The following is a 15,390-nucleotide window of genomic DNA, read 5'->3' as shown; positions in this document are numbered from 1 at the left end:
GTGGTATCGGCCCACCCCGAAGCTCTTCGCCGCCCCCTGTCCGGACTCTCCGCTGCGGGCGCCAATCACGCTCCCGGCGGGCATCACGGCTCTAAAACACCCTCGGAGGACGGCGTGAAGAAGCGTCAGCTCGTTTCGACGCTCGGGATCATGGCACTGGCGGTGGGCCTGACGGCCTGTTCCTCGTCCGGCTCACCGGCCGGCGACGGGAAGGCCGCCGGCTCCGTCGACCCGAAGGCGGCCGGCGGGACCGTCACCGTCTGGCTGATGGACGACGCCCAGAAGAACTGGCCGGACCTGGTGCAGCGGGTCAACGACGAGTTCGCGGCGAAGTACCCCAACGTCACCCTCAAGCTCGCCTACCAGGGTTGGGCGGACAAGGTCGGCAAGCTGGACAAGGCCATCGCCGAGGGCACCGCCCCCGACGTGGTCGAGCTGGGCAACACCGAGACCATGAAGTACGTGCTGTCCGGCGCGCTGGCCCCGGTGGACCGGACCACCTTCGACAACTCCGACAGCTGGATCAAGGCGCTCGCCAACACCTGCACCTACCAGGACAAGCTCTGGTGCGTGCCCTACTACGCCGGCTCCCGGGTCGCCATCTACAACTCCGCGACCTTCCAGCAGGCCACCGGCAGCGCCGAGTTCCCGAAGACCGAGACCGAGCTGCTGGCCGCCCTGGACAAGATCGCGGACAAGAACAAGGCCGACAAGACCTTCTCCCCGCTCTACCTGCCCGGCCCGTACTGGTACGCCGCGATGAGCTACGTCGCCGCGGCCGGCGGCAGCATCGCCAAGTTCGACAGCGCCGGCAACTGGCACGGCACCCTGCACGACCCCAAGTCCCAGGAGGGCATCAGCCACTTCGTCGACCTGGTGCGCAAGTACAACAAGGGCGACCTGACGGTGAACGAGCAGAACCAGTTCGAGTCGATGGCCCGCGGGCACGCCGCGTCCTTCTACGGCAACGGCTACGAGGCGGCCAGCGTCACCGCGCCGGTGACCGGCGACCCGGGCATCAAGGACGCCGTCAAGGTCGCCACCATGCCCGGCCCGGACGGCAAGCCGCTGCCGACCTTCATCGGCGGCTCCGACCTCGCCGTCACCGCCAAGTCCCCGTCGGTGGCGCTGGCGACCGACTGGGTCCGGATGTTCACCAGCACCAAGTCCGAGCAGGCGCTGGCCGACAAGGACATCCTGCCGAACAACCTCACCCAGCTGAACCCGCTCAAGAACAAGCCGACCACGGCCGCCGCGGCCAACGCCGTCCCGGACGCCTGGTTCACCCCGCTGGCCCCCGGCTGGGGCGCGGTCGAGAAGCAGAAGATCATCCCCGACATGCTGACCGCGATCCTCAAGGGCAAGTCCGTGGACCAGGCCACCAAGGAGGCCGACGCCGCGATCGACCAGCTGATCAACAAGGCGTCCTGACCCGCGCCGCCGCCGGACGCCCCTCCCACCGCCGGGAGGGGCGTCCGGCCCGCGTTCGGCGTGCGTGCGACCCGCGTTCGGCGTGCGCGCGGCTGCCAAGCGCCGGGGCGCGTGGAGCGTCCAGGGGGCGTGCGGCCGGGTTTCCGGGGGTGCTCCGGAGCAGTCGCGCCCGTAGGATTGCCGCGCACGAAGAACCGCAGCGAGTGTGCGGACTCGCCGCCGTAGAGGTCCCCGTCGGGCAGCCGCCCGGGCGGGGTCGAACCATCTCATCGGAGGCAGACCAGATGTCCGACCCGCAGACGGCTTCGGTCCCCGGCCGGATCATGGCGGCGGAGATGGCCGAGCAGCCGGCCGTCCTCCAGCGCATCCTCGACGAGGGCGCCCCGAAGATCCGCGAGATCGCGGCCGAGATCGCCGCCCGCAACCCTCGTTTCGTCCTGCTCACCGCGCGCGGTACGTCCGACAACGCCGCGCTCTACGCCAAGTACCTGATCGAGATCCTGCTCGGCAAGCCGGCCGGCCTGACCTCGATGTCCACCACCACCGCCTACGGCGCCAAGCCGGACCTCACCGACGTCCTGGTCGTCACCGTCAGCCAGTCCGGCGGCTCGCCGGACCTGGTGGCCTCCACCAAGGCCGCCCGGGAGGCCGGCGCCGTCACCCTCGCGGTCACCAACAACGCCGCCTCGCCGCTGGCCGAGGTCTCCGAGTTCCACATCGACGTGCTGGCCGGCCCGGAGAAGGCACTGCCCGCCACCAAGACCTACACGGCCGAACTGCTGGCGCTCTACCTGCTGGTCGAGGGCCTGCGGGGCGGCGACTACTCGGCCGCCAAGGAGCTGCCGGCCCTGGCCGCCGGGGTGCTGGCCCGGCAGGCCGAGGTGAAGGCGCTGGCCGAGCGCTACCGCTTCGCCCAGCGCCTGGTGATCACCTCGCGCGGCTACGGCTACCCGACCGCCCGCGAGGCGGCGCTGAAGCTGATGGAGACCACCTACATCCCGGCCAGCCCGTTCTCCGGCGCGGACCTGCTGCACGGCCCGCTGGCGATGGTGGACAACGTCTCGCCGGTCATCGCGATCGTCCCGGACGGCAAGGGCGGCGAGGCCCTGCAGCCGGTGCTGGACCGCCTGCGCGGGCGCGGCGCGGACCTGATGGTGGTCGGCCAGCAGGCGCAGGTGGACGCCGCCTCGGCGGGCTTCGCGCTGCCGCCCGGCGTGCCGGAGGAGGTGCAGCCGATCCTGGAGATCCTGCCGCTGCAGCTGCTCGCGTACGAGGTCACCATCGCCCGCGGCCAGGACCCGGACGCCCCGCGCGCCCTGGCCAAGGTCACCGAGACCCGGTAGTCCGGGCAGCTCCCGGCCGCCACGCGAACCGGCCCCCGTCCACAGGCTGTGGACGGGGGCCGGTCTCTGAGCGGCGGGACATGGTCTCGGGGGCCGGCCGGCGGCCGGGGCACGGGGCCGGAGGGCACTGCGGGCCGGAGGAACGCCGCGGGCCGGAAAACACTACGGGCCACGGCGCCGACACGGGACCCTCAACCCATGCGGCACCGTAGCCCGGAGCTGTCGTCGGGCACCGGGGACGATCGAGAACTGTGCGGGGTCCTCGCTCGGCGGCATCCGACCGAGGAAAGGCCGCGCGCGGTCAGGGCAGTTGCGCGGGGGGCCTCTCCTTGGTGCCCTTCCATTGTGGACTAGACCAATCTCGGTTGTCCAGGCCTCCCGGTGAATTGGTCTAAACAACTCCGGGGTCCCCGGCGGGTCCCGCGGCCCCTCCCGGACGGGCCCCCGACGGGCCGCCGACCGGTCCGCTCCCCGGTCCGCCGCGCCCCGTCCGGACCGGCGGCGCTACCCTCGCCATGTGCCCTCGCTGAACGAACTCGTCCGCCGCCACACCACCCTCACCGGGGCCGACGTGGAATGGCTCCACCTCCTGGTCTCGGAGTGGCAGCTGCTCTCCGACCTCTCCTTCGCCGACCTGGTGCTGTGGATCCCCACCTGGGACGGCATCCGCTACGTCTCGGTGGCGCAGATGCGGCCCAACACCGGGCCCACCTCCTACCAGGACGACATGGTCGGCCACCTCGTCCCGCGCGGCCGGCGCCCACTGCTGGACGCGGCCTTCGACGAGGGCCGGATCGTGCGCGAGGGCGACCCGGAGTGGCGCGAGGAGGTCCCGGTCCGGGTCGAGTCGATCCCGGTCCGGCGCGAGGGCAAGGTGCTCGGGGTGATCGCCCGCAACACCAACCTGCTGACCGTCCGCACCCCCAGCCGGCTGGAGCTCACCTACCTGCAGAGCGCCTCCGACCTGGCCCAGATGATCGCGGCCGGCAGCTTCCCCTTCCACGGCATCGAGCAGATCGACATGGACGCCGCCCCCCGGGTCGGCGACGGCCTGATCCGCCTGGACGCGGACGGCATCGTCACCTACGCCAGCCCCAACGCGCTCTCCGCCTACCACCGCCTCGGCCTCAACACCGACCTGGTCGGCAGCCACCTCGGCCGCGCCACCGCCGACCTCGCCCCGCCGTCCCGCGGGGCCGTCCACGAGGCGCTGGTGAAGGTGGCCAGCGGCTGGGCGCCCCGGCAGACCGAGGTGGAGGCGCAGGGGGGAGTGGTGACCCTGCGGGCGATCCCGCTCAAGCCCAAGGGCACCCTGACCGGTTCGCTGGTGCTCTGCCGGGACGTGACCGAGCTGCGCCGCCGCGACCGCGAGCTGATGACCAAGGACGCCACCATCCGGGAGATCCACCACCGGGTGAAGAACAACCTGCAGACCGTCGCGGCGCTGCTGCGGCTCCAGTCCCGCCGGATGGACTCGGAGTCCGGGCGGGCCGCGCTGGACGAGGCGGTGCGCCGGGTCGGCTCGATCGCGATCGTGCACGAGACGCTCTCCCAGGCCCTGGACGAGCAGGTGGCCTTCGACGAGATCGCCGACCGGGTGCTGGCGATGGCGATGGAGCTGTCCCAGGACGGCCGGGTCGCCACCCGCCGCACCGGCAGCTTCGGCATCCTGTCCGCCGAGGTCGCCACCCCGCTGTCGATGGTGCTGACCGAGCTGCTGCAGAACGCCCTGGAGCACGCGTTCGGCCCGACGGCCTCCGGGAACCTGGAGGTCAGCGCGTTGCGCGGGCGCGCCCCGGCGACCGGGGCGGGCTGGTCGGACAGCTGGAACGGCGGCGCCCGTCCGGAGGAGTACCTGCTGATCACCGTGCAGGACGACGGCCGCGGCGTGCCGGAGGGCTTCGACCCGAAGACGGCGGGCAACCTCGGCCTCCAGATCGTCCGGACGCTGGCCACCGGGGAGCTGGGCGGCACCTTCGACATGGTGGCCGGCCCGAACGGCGGTACGAAGGTGATCCTGGAGATCCCGGTCCGCTGAGATCCGCCGGGATCCGCCGGGATCCGGGGATCCGCCCGGATCCGCTGAGATTCTGCTGAGAATTCGTTGCGCGAAGGCGTGCGGCGGGGGCGCGCGCTCGGCAGAAGCGCCGGGTGCGCGCATCACGAGCCGTCGCCCCTCAGGGCCGAACGGGTAAGCGCGCCACGGCGGTTGGCGGCGATCGGATGGGCGGGTGGGCAGCCCGGCCGACGACGGAGGCGGCGGAGGGCGGCGGCCGGCAGCGGCTGGCGGCGGCGAAACGGCCGCGGAAACAGAAACGAGGCCCTGTCGACCGGGGGGGGGTGGGTCGACAGGGCCTCTCAACCCGTTCCGGCCGTCGGGGGGAGTCGGCCGGAGCGGGGGCTCTGGGTGGTGCGACACCTCGCCGGTGCATTGCACACGGTGAGCGCCTCAGCTCCACAATATTGCTCTAAGTGAACAGTATCAAGTGTCTGGACGGGTCCGGTGTCGCGGGACCGAGTCGAGCAAGGTCCTTTGTGCGGAAGGCTTCACCAGGAGGTGCAGGGAAGCCTTTGATCATGTGTTGATCGGTCCTGCGGTCACTGCGGGTACTACGCGGTGTGATCAGCGCGTGCGATCAGGCGGTGCGGGCCCGGTTGCGGGCGGCGCGGCGCTTCATCGCGCGACGCTCGTCCTCGCTCATGCCGCCCCAGACGCCGGCGTCCTGGCCGGTCTCGAGCGCCCACTGGAGGCACTGCTCCATGACCGGACAACGGCGGCACACGGCCTTGGCTTCCTCGATCTGCAGCAGAGCAGGACCGGTGTTCCCGATCGGGAAGAACAGCTCCGGGTCCTCTTCGCGGCAGACAGCGCGGTGGCGCCAGTCCATGGTCGTCCAACTCCTCCTGCCGACGGGGGTGACCCGGCGACATAATCGATGGCTTGTGAATGTGAACGCTTTCACGAATCCCGCAACAGCAAAAGAGACCAAAGGCCTACCGGGCCCGGGTGGTCTGTGCTAGGGGGGATTCGGCGATTCGAGGGACACCCCGCGGTCGGCGCTCCGTGGTTCCGGAGTTGCCGTCGCTGCGATGTGTCCCGATCGCCATGTAGAGGTTCGCAAACCTCGGGCTCGGATACAACCCCCTTCGGGGAGGAATTTTTGATTCTTCGGTGTCGCCTAGCTCACAGCCAGTACTTCTATGGAGTGAAGGGGGCTTGTGCGTTCGAGAAGAAGGGCGAACCCCACTTCCGGTCACACAATCACACGCAGTGCCCGCCGTACGCCTGTGAAACTGACGCGACTCCTGTCTCCAAGATGGTCGCCGTCGACTTGGAACGGGGCCGGTTCCTCTGAAACCAAGGTGAAGTGTCTGACGTCGTGATAGGAGACGACGTGCCTTCCGGACGGGCCGGCCGGCGGGGCTCCATCGCTCGAAGGCTCGTGCGACCGCAGGATCTGACGGATCGTTCGAGCAGTGCCGAACGCCGTCATCCGGGTGATGCCGAAGACGTCGAGGTCCGTGTCGAAGGAGGCGAGCGGTGAGGGATAGACCGGACGGTTGCCGAGGAACGTCCACGGAGAGGTGTTGCTGACTATCGACAGCACCAGCCCCGGCACGGCCCCGTGGCCAGGCAGCTCAAGGGAGACGGGGCCGGAACGGCGCTGCTCACGCTGGGTGAAGTAGTGCCGGATCGCCTGCTTGACGTACAGGGCGTGGGTGGACTTGTGCCCGGCCCGGCGCTGCTCCTCGACCCGGCCGACCACCCCGGCGTCGAAGCCCAGGCCGGCGGTGAAGGTGAACCAGCGGTCCGGCAGCCCGTGGGTCATCGCCTTGCCGAGCCCGATCGGGCGCTCCCGGCCGTGCTCCAGCGCGTCCAGCAGGGCGCCGGTGGCCTCCACCGGGTCGTTGGGCAGGCCCAGCGCGCGGGCGAACACATTGGTCGAACCGCCCGGCACCACGGCCAGTCGCGGGACCCGCTCGCCCGGGCCGTGCGTGAGCAGCCCGTTCACCACCTCGTTGACGGTCCCGTCGCCGCCCAGCGCCACCACCAGGTCGACCGTGCCGTCCTCCGCGGCCCCGCGGGCCAAGTCGCGCGCGTGGCCCCGGTACTGCGTCTCCGCGACCTCCAGCTTGAGGTCGCTGCGCAGGGCGTGGATCAGGACGTCCCTGGTCCGGCCACTGGTGGTGGTGGCCTTGTGGTTCACGACCAGGAGAGCGCGCATGGGGAAAGCCTACGGGTCGGTACGGACCAACCGGCGGCTACCCTGCTGGAGTGACCGCAGAATCCTCCGCACCCGTACCCACGTCCGGCCCCGGCCGCCCGGTGCCCCTGACCCTGGGCGCCGCCATCACCGCCCTGGAGGGCGCCGCACTGGCCGTCGTCGGCGTCTCGGACATGGTGTCCGCACTGTCGGGCGAGGCCAGGCAGCTGGCCCTGAACGAATTCGGCGGCGCGGTCATCGTGCTGCTCGGCGTGCTGCCGGTGCTGGCCGCCCGCGCGCTGCTGAAGGAGCGCCGCTGGGGCCGGAGCCCCGCGGTGCTGACCAACTCGATCTGCCTGCCGGTCGCCTACTACATGGTCCAGAGCGGCGGCGCGATGATCGCCGTCGGCGCCGTGGTCGGCCTGCTCGGGCTGGTGGGCATCGGCGCGCTGCTGAGTCCGAGGACGACGGCGGCCCTGTACGCCCCGTCCGAGGACTGAGCACACAGGGCCGCCGGTGACCGGACGGCCGCCCGGCGGGAAACCGGGCGGCCGTCGGTCCTACTCCTCCACCAGGAGCTTCTCCCGCAGCTGGGCCAGTGTCCGGGCGAGCAGCCGGGACACGTGCATCTGGGAGATCCCCACCTCGGCGGCGATCTGCGACTGGGTCATGTTGCGGAAGAACCGCAGCACCAGGATCTTCTGCTCCCGGGGCGGCAGTTGGGCCAGCAGCGGCTTGAGCGACTCGCGGTACTCGACGCCCTCCAGCGCCTCGTCGGTGGCGCCCAGGGTGTCCGCGACGGCCGGCGACTCGTCGTCGCTGTCCGGCACGTCCAGGGACAGCGTGGAGTACGCGTTGGCGGACTCCAGGCCCTCCAGGACGTCCTCCTCGGAGATCCCCAGGTGCTCGGCCAGCTCGTGCACCGTGGGGGAGCGGCCGTGCCGCTGGGAGAGCTCGCTGGTCGCGGTGGTGAGCGACAGCCGCAGCTCCTGGAGCCGGCGCGGCACCCGGACCGCCCAGCCCTTGTCACGGAAGTGCCGCTTGATCTCCCCGACGATGGTCGGCGTCGCGTAGGTGGAGAACTCGACCCCGCGCTCGTGGTCGAAGCGGTCCACCGACTTGATCAGGCCGATGGTGGCGACCTGGGTGAGGTCGTCCAGCGGCTCGCCCCGGTTGCGGAAGCGCCGGGCCAGGTGCTCGACCAGCGGGATGTGCATCCGCACCAGCTGGTTGCGAAGCTCGACCCGCTCCGGGGAGCCCTCGGGCAGGGCGGACAGCCGGACGAACAGCGCCCGGGCGGCCTCCCGGTCCGGGGCGCCGCTGCGGTGCACGACCTGGGCGGGCACGGCGCCCTGGAGCTCCGGCTCGGCCGCCGCCGGTGCCTGGTCCGCCGCCGGTACCTGGTCCGCCGGTTCGGGCGCGGGTACGGAGTCGGGCGTCGGCTCGGACGTCGGCTCGGTGGGGTGGCTCATCCGGTGGGCGTCCTTCGGGTGCGCTTCGTCGTTGGCGGCGAGGCCGGGAACGCTCGCCTGGGTCGGTACGGCAGGTCCCGCCGTCGCGAGGCCGGTACGGTCCAGATCACTCACGGCCATTCCCCCGTTCCGTTCCGGGAGCACCGGGGCCGGTGGCCCCGGAATCGTGTCGTTGGTCGTACCGCGCGGGGCGGTACCGGGAGCCGTCCGCCGGGCCCCCGGGCGGGGGAGCGGCGGACGGCCCTTGCGCGGGTGCTGCTCGGTGCTGCTCGGTCTGCGCGCTGCGGCTCGGCGCCCGCTAGTGGGAGCCTGACCCGCCGCGCTTCTTGTGCAGGCTGATCGACACGGTCTTGTCCTCTCCGACCGTGGAGTCGACCTCGCCGGCCAGGGCGGAGAGCACCGTCCAGGCGAAGGTGTCCCGTTCGGGAGCCTTGCCGTCGGTGGTGGGAGCGGAGACTGTCACCTTCAACGAGTCGCCGACCAGCCGGAACTCGCAGGAGAGCACGGAGCCCGGCACCGCCTGCTGGAGCAGGATGGCGCAGGCCTCGTCGACCGCGATCCGCAGGTCTTCGATCTCGTCGAGGGTGAAGTCCAGCCGGGCCGCGAGCCCGGCCGTCGCTGTTCGGAGCACGGAGAGGTAGGCCCCCGCTGCGGGGAGCCGGACCTCCACGAAATCCTGAACACCGAGATCGCCGTCGATCTGGGACACCCTTGCCTCCTGGGTGACGCGCTGTGCTGTCTTGGTACCCCGCTTGTTACCCCGGTTGCCGCCTCGCGAAGAGGCGCCGGGGTCGCGGATCCGCCGTCGTTCTGCCGTCCGCGTCCCAGGTTCGGGAGTTACTGATGGTAAGGCATTGCGACGCAGGGTGGCAGACCCTTTTCCGGACCCGGTCGGTCCGTTCAGTGCCGGTCGGCGGCGGCGGCCGCCTCGGCGAGCGCCGAGTCGGTGAGCCGGTAGACCGTCCACTCGTCCATCGGCACCGCGCCGATCGACTTGTAGAAGTCGATCGAGGGCTTGTTCCAGTCCAGCACCGACCACTCGACCCGGGAGTAGCCGCGCTCGACGGCGATCCGGGCGAGCTCCAGCAGCAGGGCCTTGCCGTGGCCCCCGCCGCGCGCCTGCGGGCGGACGTACAGGTCCTCCAGGTAGATCCCGTGGGTGCCGCGCCAGGTCGAGAAGTTGCGGAACCAGAGCGCGAAGCCGACCGGTTCGCCGGTCGCGTCGTCCTCGGCGATCAGGCCGAACACGGCGGGCTCGGCGCCGAACAGGGCGTCGTGCAGCTGCTCCTCGGTGGCCACGGCCTCGTGCGCGGCCTTCTCGTACTCGGCCAGTTCGCGGATCATGGCGTGGACGACGGGGACGTCGGTGGCGACGGCGGTGCGGATCATGCCGCGAGCCTACTGCTCGGGCCGGGTCTCGTCCCAGGCCTGGACGGAGGTCTGGTCGACGATCCGCCCGTCCCGCAGGTCGGCCACGGAGGCGGACAGCACCCGGACGCCGTCCGGGTAGCGGCAGGACTCCAGGAAGGCGACGTGGTCGTCCTGGACGACCACCCGCTCCAGCCGGTGGGTCGTCTCGCGGCCGTAGGCCTCGCCCAGCATGGTGCCGATCTCCTCCCGGCCGCGCACCACCAGGGGGTGGCTGGGCTGGGTCTTGCGGTCGACCACGCGCAGTTCGGCGTCCTCCGCGTAGAGCGCCAGGAGGGCGTCGGCGTCGGCGTGCTCGATGCCCTCGCGCAGGGCGCGGGCGTCGAAGGCGGCGGTGGCTGCCGTGGTGGTCATGTCTCGCTCCTCCGGTCGGGGTTCCGTAGGCTCGTACGACGAGCCTACGCCCGGCGCCGTCGACCGGAGGAGGAGCGGGCACCGGGCCGGTCAGCGGGGCGGCACGGTGCGCAGGTAGTCGGCCAGGGCGACGATCGCGGCGGGGTTGCGCGGGCTCTCGACCAGGTCGGCGTAGTCCAGGACGAAGATCCGGTCGTTCCGGACCGCGGCGACGTTCGCCAGCGGCGGGAAGGACTTGAGGAACCTGCGCTTCTCCTCGGCGTCCGGCGTCGAGTAGTCGTTGATGACGATCACCTCGGGGTCGCGCTGCACCACGCTCTCCCAGCCGGCGGTGACCCAGCTGTCGGCGACGTCGCCCATGATGTTGGCCCCGCCGGCCTGGGCGATGATCCGGTCCGCGGCGGCGAACTTCCCGGCGGTGTACGGCTTGTCCTGCCCGCTGTCGTACAGGAAGACGGACGGGCGGTGCCCGGGCTGCGGGACGGCGGCGATCCGGGCCCTGGAGTCGGCGATCAGCCGGTCGGCGCGGTCCTTGACGTCGAAGATCTCGCCGAGGTTGGCGAGGTCGGTGTAGAGCGCGTCCAGCGGGTCCATCACGCCGCGCTCGGCGCCCTTGCCGCTGCGGCAGGACTCGCTCAGTACGTACGAGTCGATGCCGAGCGCCTTGAACGCCTGCGGGGTGACGCCGCCGCCCTCGTCGAAGCCGTAGTGCCAGCCGGCGAAGACCAGGTCGGCCCTGGCGTCGAGGGCGATCTCCTTGGTGAGCACCTTCTTGGAGAGCCAGGCGGTCTGCTGGTAGCCGTCCTTCCACGGCACCAGGTCGACCCGGCCCTTGTCGTCGGGCATGACGTAGCCGGCCATCCGGTCGGCGAGGCCGAGCGAGAGCATCAGCTCGGTGATGTTGACGTCGTTGGTGACCACCCGGGCGGGCTTGCGGGCGAAGGTCAGTTCGTCGCCGCAGTTCCGTACGGTCACCGGGTAGTGGGCGGAGACGGTGGCGTCCTCCCGCGGGGCGATCTCGGCGCCGCAGGCGGTGAGTCCGAGGACGAGCAGGGCGGCGGTGGCAACGGCCTTGGTGCGCACGGTGGTTCCTCTTCGGGACAGACGTGGGGACAAACGGGCGGCGGGCGGGCGGCGGACGGGCGGCGGACGTGGGGGCGGACGGGGCGGCGGGCGCCGGGCTCAGGCGCCGGGGGAGTCGAGGCGGTCGAAGAGCAGCTGGAGGGCCCCGGTCCCCGGGTGCCGCACCGGGGTGGCCCGGACGCCGAACACCTCGGCCAGCAGGTCGGGCCGGAGCACCTCGCCGGGCGGCCCGGAGGCGACGATCCGGCCGGCCCGCAGCACGTACAGCAGGTCGCAGTGGCCTGCCGCCAGGTTGAGGTCGTGCAGCGCGGTGAGCACCGTCGGGCCGGCCTCGCGGGCCAGCGCCAGCACCTCCAACTGGTGGGCGATGTCGAGGTGGTTGGTGGGTTCGTCCAGCACCAGCAGCCGCGGCTCCTGGACGAGGGCGCGGGCGAACAGCACCCGCTGCTTCTCGCCCCCGGACAGGCTCAGGAAGCCCCGTTCGGCGAGGTGCCCGGCCCGGACCTTGCGCAGCGCCTCGGCGCAGCGCCGCGCGTCCCCCTCGGCCGGGGCGCCGAAGCCCCGGCGGTGCGGCAGCCGGCCCATGGCGACCACCTCGGCCACCGTGAAGTCGAACTCGGCGGAGTGCTCCTGGGAGAGCGCGGCCACCCGCCGGGCGGTCTCGCGCGCGGTGAGCGCGCGCAGGTCGTCGCCGTCCAGCCGGACGGCCCCGCCGGTCGGCCGCAGCACCCGGTAGACGCAGCGCAGCAGGGTCGACTTGCCGCTGCCGTTCGGTCCGACCAGTCCGACCACCTGTCCGGCGGCGGCGTTCAGGCTCACCTCGTGGACCAGCCGGGCGCCGGCCAGTTCCACCGAGACGGCGTCGACGGCGAGGTCCTCGGCCTTCGCCGGGCCGGTCACCGGGGGCCTCCGAGGGCGTGGCCGCGGCGGCGCATCATCAGCAGGAAGGCGGGCACGCCGAGGACGGCGGTGAACACCCCGACGGGCAGCTCGGCGGGCGCCAGCAGGGTGCGGGAGGCGATGTCCACCCAGACCAGAAGCAGCGCCCCGGCGAGCGGCGCGACCAGCAGCACCCGGCGGTGCCCGGCGCCGACCAGCATCCGTGCCAGGTGCGGCACCAGCAGCCCGACGAAGCCGATCGCGCCGCTGACCGCGACGACCGTGCCGGTGACGGCGGCGGTCACCACGAACAGTTCGCGGCGCAGCCGGTCCGGGTCCACGCCGAGCGAGGCGGAGGTCTCGTCACCCATGGCGAGGGCGTCCAGCCGGCCGGCCGCGCAGGCCAGGTGGGCGAGTCCGGCCAGGACGGTGCAGGCCGCGATCGGCACCGAGCCCCAGGTGGCGCCGCCGAGGCTGCCGAGCAGCCACATCATGGCGCCCCGGGCGGCTTCGCCGCGGTCGGCGGCGAAGACCATCAGGGTGGTGACGGCGGAGAAGCCGTAGGAGAGGGCGGTGCCGGTGAGCACCAGCCGCAGCGGGGTGAGCCCGAACGCGGTGCGGGCGGCGAGGTAGACCAGCACCATGGCGAGCAGCGCGGAGCCGAACGCGGAGGCGGAGACCGCCCACACCCCGAGCGAGGCGAAGGCGCCGAACAGCATGACGGCGTTGGCCCCGACGGCGGCGCCGGAGGAGATGCCGAGGACGAAGGGGTCGGCGAGGGCGTTGCGCACCAGCGCCTGGACGGCGACCCCGGTGGCGGCGAGCCCGGCGCCGACCACGGCGGCCAGGACGGTGCGCGGCAGCCGGATCTCCCAGACGATCGCGTACGCGGCGGCTTCGTCCGCGTCCAGCCGACCGCCCGTCAGCCCGGCGGCCAGCAGCCGCAGGACGTGGGGGAGGCCGATCCCGGAGGAGCCGAACGCGACCCCGCAGACCAGGGAGGCCAGCAGGGCGGCGGCGAGGCCGAGGGCGAGCGGGAGAGCGGGTATTCGGCGGGCGGGCGGGCCGACCGCACGGTTCGCGGGTGCGCGGTTCACGGGTGCGCCTTGCCTCGGGCCGAGGGTGCGCCGGGGCGGCCGCCGGCCGCGGGCGTGCCGGAGCGCCGGTCCCCTCGCAGTCCGCGGCGAGTCGTCGGGATTCCGGCGGCCGAGGGCGATCGGGCTGGCGGGACCGTACGGGGACGGGCCTGCTCACCGTTGCGGGTCAGCGCCGGACTCTCACCGGACTTCCCCCTCGGACGCCCTGGCAGCATAACAGCCACTCAGGGCAGGCAACCCTTACCGGGGTCGGGTCGGGGTAGGGCGGGACGCGGACGCGGACGCACGACCGCCCCCGTCCGACGGGTGCGGACGGGGGCGGCCGGGTGGCGACGCGTCAGGCTCAGGCCTGCTTGGTCTCCCAGAAGATCTTGTCGACCTCGGCGATCAGGTCCAGCAGGGCCTGGCCGGTGGCGGGGTCGGTGGACGCCTTGGCGGCCGAGGCGGCCTTCAGGGTGTCGTTGATCAGCTGGTGCAGCTGCGGGTACTTCTCGAAGTGCGGGGCCTTGAAGTAGTCGCTCCACAGCACCGAGATGTGGTGCTTGACGGCCTCGGCGCGCTGCTCCTTGATGATGATGGCGCGGGCGCGGAAGTGCGCGTCCTCGTTGGCCTGGTACTTCTCCTGGGTGGCCTTGACGGACTCGGCTTCGAGCCGGGCCTGCGCCGGGTCGTACACGCCGCAGGGCAGGTCGCAGTGGGCGTGGGCGGTGGCGCGCGGTGCAAACAGGCGAGAGAACATGGGAGTCCTTCCTTGGATCGTCTTCCCGCGCCCGAGATTACCCTTCCGCCCCGGCGGTTTCGCGATCGGGCGGTGGGCGTAGGGCGAAAGGCGGAGCCGGAACCGGGGTGATCCGGGCATCGGGGAGGTGACGGTCCGTACGGCAGACTGGGGTCGGGCCGGTGCGGAGGAGGAGTCGTGGCGCGGAGCGCGGAACCGGGGGGCGCGGAACGGGCGGGCGGCGGTGTGCTGCCGTTCGGCACCGTGGACGTGGCGGGGCCGTCGATGGTGCCGACCCTGCGCGAGGGCGACCGGCTGCTGGTGCGGTACGGCGCGCCGATCCGGCCGGGTGCGGTGGTGCTCTTCCGGCACCCCTTCCAGCAGGATCTGCTGGTGGTGAAGCGGGCCGTCGAACGGCGGGCCGGGGGCTGGTGGCTGCTGTCGGACAACCGGCCGGTGGACAGCGACAGCCGCAGCTACGGCGCGGTCCCGGACGAGCTGGTGCTGGGCCGGGTGCTGCTGCGGCTGGGCCCCGGGCCGGCCTGGCTGGCGCCGGGCCGCCGGCTGGAGCGGCTGCTGCTGACCCCGCGGCTGGCCCGGGTGCCGGGCCTGGCCCGCCGCTTCGGCGTCCGGGTGGAGGAGCTCTGAAGGCCCGGTCCGGCCGGGCCCGAAGAGTGAGGCCCTAGCCGCCGGTGCCCAGCGCGGCCTCCGCCTCCTGGCGCTTGCGGGCCCGGTAGGCGGCGACGTTGGCCCGGGTCGCGCAGCGGTCCGAGCAGTACCGGCGGGAGCGGTTGGTCGAGGTGTCCAGGTAGGCGTTGCGGCAGGGCGCGGCCTGGCAGATGCCGAGCCGGTCGGCGCCCAGGGAGGTCAGGTGGATGGCCAGGCCCATGCAGGCGACGGCGCTGAAGTGGGCGGTGGCGGTGGGCGAGTTGTCGGCCAGGTGCAGGTGCCAGCGCGGCCGGCCGGCGTCGTCCAGGTAGTCGTGCCCGGAGACCAGCGGGCTGACGGGGTACTCCATCAGCAGGCTGTTCAGCAGGTCGACGCCGCGGATCTCGTCGCCGTCGGCGGCGGCTTCGAAGACTCCGCGCAGCCTGGTCCGTACCGCCCGCAGCCGGGGCACGTCGGATTCGTCGGCGAGCGCGGCGGCCCGTGAGGAGTCGGAGAACAGGGCGCGCACCGCGTCCACGGAGGTCAGCGTGTCGGTGCCGCGCTCGGGCTCCTCGGTGTTCACCAGCCGGACGGCGAGGTCGGCGTACGAGGCGAGCTCCACGGCGGTCCTTCCAGAGAATCGGTAACGGGCTGACTGCTTCCAGCCTATTACCCGCGTGGGGCTCCGGCGACCCACGTACCATCGGCGCCCGGCAGGCCTGGCCTGCCGGG

General features: G+C 72.5%; 16 protein-coding genes and 1 riboswitch. Of the genes, 5 read left to right on the top strand and 11 right to left on the bottom strand.

Annotated elements, in window-relative coordinates; all coding sequences use genetic code 11:
• Window positions 1-150: 150 nt before the first annotated feature.
• The 3 genes from ACFQ6N_RS04860 (at window position 151) to ACFQ6N_RS04850 (ending at window position 4,812) form a co-directional block, all read left to right on the top strand.
• Window positions 151-1,431: an extracellular solute-binding protein gene (locus tag ACFQ6N_RS04860; protein ID WP_380647126.1), complete on the top strand. Its 1,281-nt coding sequence runs from the start codon at window positions 151-153 to the stop codon at window positions 1,429-1,431.
• 284 nt (window positions 1,432-1,715) lie between these two features.
• The gene (locus ACFQ6N_RS04855) at window positions 1,716-2,774 is read left to right on the top strand and encodes an SIS domain-containing protein (protein WP_380646897.1); all 1,059 of its coding nucleotides are present in this window, start codon (window positions 1,716-1,718) and stop codon (window positions 2,772-2,774) included.
• Between the two features lie 526 nt (window positions 2,775-3,300).
• On the top strand, window positions 3,301-4,812 hold the full coding sequence (locus ACFQ6N_RS04850; RefSeq protein WP_380647125.1) for a sensor histidine kinase: 1,512 nt from the start codon (window positions 3,301-3,303) through the stop codon (window positions 4,810-4,812).
• 598 nt (window positions 4,813-5,410) lie between these two features.
• Here ACFQ6N_RS04850 and ACFQ6N_RS04845 read toward each other — a convergent pair.
• Window positions 5,411-5,662, bottom strand: a complete 252-nt coding sequence (locus ACFQ6N_RS04845) for a WhiB family transcriptional regulator (RefSeq protein ID WP_014138019.1) — start codon at window positions 5,660-5,662, stop codon at window positions 5,411-5,413.
• Window positions 5,663-6,028: 366 nt separating this feature from the next.
• Window positions 6,029-7,000, bottom strand: coding sequence for a diacylglycerol/lipid kinase family protein (locus ACFQ6N_RS04840; RefSeq protein WP_380646896.1), 972 nt, complete (start codon window positions 6,998-7,000; stop codon window positions 6,029-6,031).
• Between the two features lie 50 nt (window positions 7,001-7,050).
• On the opposite strand from ACFQ6N_RS04840, the gene ACFQ6N_RS04835 reads away from it, so the two are divergent.
• Entirely contained in the window at window positions 7,051-7,479 is a 429-nt protein-coding gene (locus ACFQ6N_RS04835) for a hypothetical protein (protein WP_380646895.1), read from the top strand.
• Window positions 7,480-7,539: 60 nt separating this feature from the next.
• Here ACFQ6N_RS04835 and ACFQ6N_RS04830 read toward each other — a convergent pair whose 3' ends face one another.
• From ACFQ6N_RS04830 to sodN, 8 genes are all read right to left on the bottom strand, one after another.
• Window positions 7,540-8,571, bottom strand: coding sequence for a SigB/SigF/SigG family RNA polymerase sigma factor (locus ACFQ6N_RS04830; RefSeq protein WP_380646894.1), 1,032 nt, complete (start codon window positions 8,569-8,571; stop codon window positions 7,540-7,542).
• 178 nt (window positions 8,572-8,749) lie between these two features.
• Window positions 8,750-9,160, bottom strand: coding sequence for an anti-sigma regulatory factor (locus ACFQ6N_RS04825; RefSeq protein WP_380646892.1), 411 nt, complete (start codon window positions 9,158-9,160; stop codon window positions 8,750-8,752).
• A gap of 191 nt (window positions 9,161-9,351) precedes the next feature.
• The gene (locus ACFQ6N_RS04820) at window positions 9,352-9,840 is read right to left on the bottom strand and encodes a GNAT family N-acetyltransferase (RefSeq protein ID WP_380646891.1); all 489 of its coding nucleotides are present in this window, start codon (window positions 9,838-9,840) and stop codon (window positions 9,352-9,354) included.
• A 9-nt stretch (window positions 9,841-9,849) separates the two neighbouring features.
• Window positions 9,850-10,233 (bottom strand): nuclear transport factor 2 family protein, encoded by a 384-nt coding sequence (locus ACFQ6N_RS04815; RefSeq protein ID WP_380646890.1) that lies wholly within the window; start codon window positions 10,231-10,233, stop codon window positions 9,850-9,852.
• Between the two features lie 90 nt (window positions 10,234-10,323).
• Complete coding sequence (locus ACFQ6N_RS04810; protein ID WP_380646889.1) at window positions 10,324-11,316, bottom strand: ABC transporter substrate-binding protein; 993 nt, start codon at window positions 11,314-11,316, stop codon at window positions 10,324-10,326.
• Between the two features lie 99 nt (window positions 11,317-11,415).
• Window positions 11,416-12,216 carry an ABC transporter ATP-binding protein gene (locus ACFQ6N_RS04805; RefSeq protein ID WP_380646888.1) on the bottom strand — a complete coding sequence of 267 codons (801 nt, stop codon included), beginning with the start codon at window positions 12,214-12,216 and terminating at the stop codon, window positions 11,416-11,418.
• The gene (locus tag ACFQ6N_RS04800) at window positions 12,213-13,292 is read right to left on the bottom strand and encodes a FecCD family ABC transporter permease (RefSeq protein WP_380646886.1); all 1,080 of its coding nucleotides are present in this window, start codon (window positions 13,290-13,292) and stop codon (window positions 12,213-12,215) included. Before ACFQ6N_RS04800 ends, ACFQ6N_RS04805 begins: the two co-directional genes overlap by 4 nt.
• Before the next feature lie 92 nt (window positions 13,293-13,384).
• A riboswitch (cobalamin riboswitch) is annotated at window positions 13,385-13,529 on the bottom strand.
• A 106-nt stretch (window positions 13,530-13,635) separates the two neighbouring features.
• Entirely contained in the window at window positions 13,636-14,031 is a 396-nt protein-coding gene (gene sodN / locus ACFQ6N_RS04795) for a superoxide dismutase, Ni (RefSeq protein WP_380646885.1), read from the bottom strand.
• A 264-nt stretch (window positions 14,032-14,295) separates the two neighbouring features.
• Between sodN and sodX the strand changes: the two genes are divergently transcribed.
• The gene (sodX, locus tag ACFQ6N_RS04790; RefSeq protein WP_380647124.1) at window positions 14,296-14,658 is read left to right on the top strand and encodes a nickel-type superoxide dismutase maturation protease; all 363 of its coding nucleotides are present in this window, start codon (window positions 14,296-14,298) and stop codon (window positions 14,656-14,658) included.
• A 34-nt stretch (window positions 14,659-14,692) separates the two neighbouring features.
• Here the strand turns inward: sodX and ACFQ6N_RS04785 are convergent, their stop codons facing one another.
• Window positions 14,693-15,280 (bottom strand): CGNR zinc finger domain-containing protein, encoded by a 588-nt coding sequence (locus tag ACFQ6N_RS04785; protein ID WP_380646882.1) that lies wholly within the window; start codon window positions 15,278-15,280, stop codon window positions 14,693-14,695.
• Between the last annotated feature and the right edge of the window lie 110 nt (window positions 15,281-15,390).

Origin of the sequence: Kitasatospora sp. NPDC056446, from assembly GCF_042796115.1 — a bacterium.
In the GTDB taxonomy this organism is placed as follows: Bacteria; Actinomycetota; Actinomycetes; order Streptomycetales; family Streptomycetaceae; genus Kitasatospora.
Note: the sequence above shows the minus strand (reverse complement) of the source record. Positions and strands in the feature narration are given on the sequence as shown.

What these genes read in the sequence shown, in the direction of transcription:
- ACFQ6N_RS04845 (WP_014138019.1), bottom strand. Translation starts at nt 5,662, where the DNA reads ATGGACTGGCGCCACCGCGCTGTCTGCCGCGAAGAGGACCCGGAGCTG.
- ACFQ6N_RS04830 (WP_380646894.1), bottom strand. Translation starts at nt 8,571, where the DNA reads ATGGCCGTGAGTGATCTGGACCGTACCGGCCTCGCGACGGCGGGACCT.
- sodX (WP_380647124.1), top strand. Translation starts at nt 14,296, where the DNA reads ATGGTGCCGACCCTGCGCGAGGGCGACCGGCTGCTGGTGCGGTACGGC.
- ACFQ6N_RS04855 (WP_380646897.1), top strand. Translation starts at nt 1,716, where the DNA reads ATGTCCGACCCGCAGACGGCTTCGGTCCCCGGCCGGATCATGGCGGCG.
- ACFQ6N_RS04815 (WP_380646890.1), bottom strand. Translation starts at nt 10,233, where the DNA reads ATGACCACCACGGCAGCCACCGCCGCCTTCGACGCCCGCGCCCTGCGC.
- ACFQ6N_RS04840 (WP_380646896.1), bottom strand. Translation starts at nt 7,000, where the DNA reads ATGCGCGCTCTCCTGGTCGTGAACCACAAGGCCACCACCACCAGTGGC.
- sodN (WP_380646885.1), bottom strand. Translation starts at nt 14,031, where the DNA reads ATGTTCTCTCGCCTGTTTGCACCGCGCGCCACCGCCCACGCCCACTGC.
- ACFQ6N_RS04820 (WP_380646891.1), bottom strand. Translation starts at nt 9,840, where the DNA reads ATGATCCGCACCGCCGTCGCCACCGACGTCCCCGTCGTCCACGCCATG.
- ACFQ6N_RS04860 (WP_380647126.1), top strand. Translation starts at nt 151, where the DNA reads ATGGCACTGGCGGTGGGCCTGACGGCCTGTTCCTCGTCCGGCTCACCG.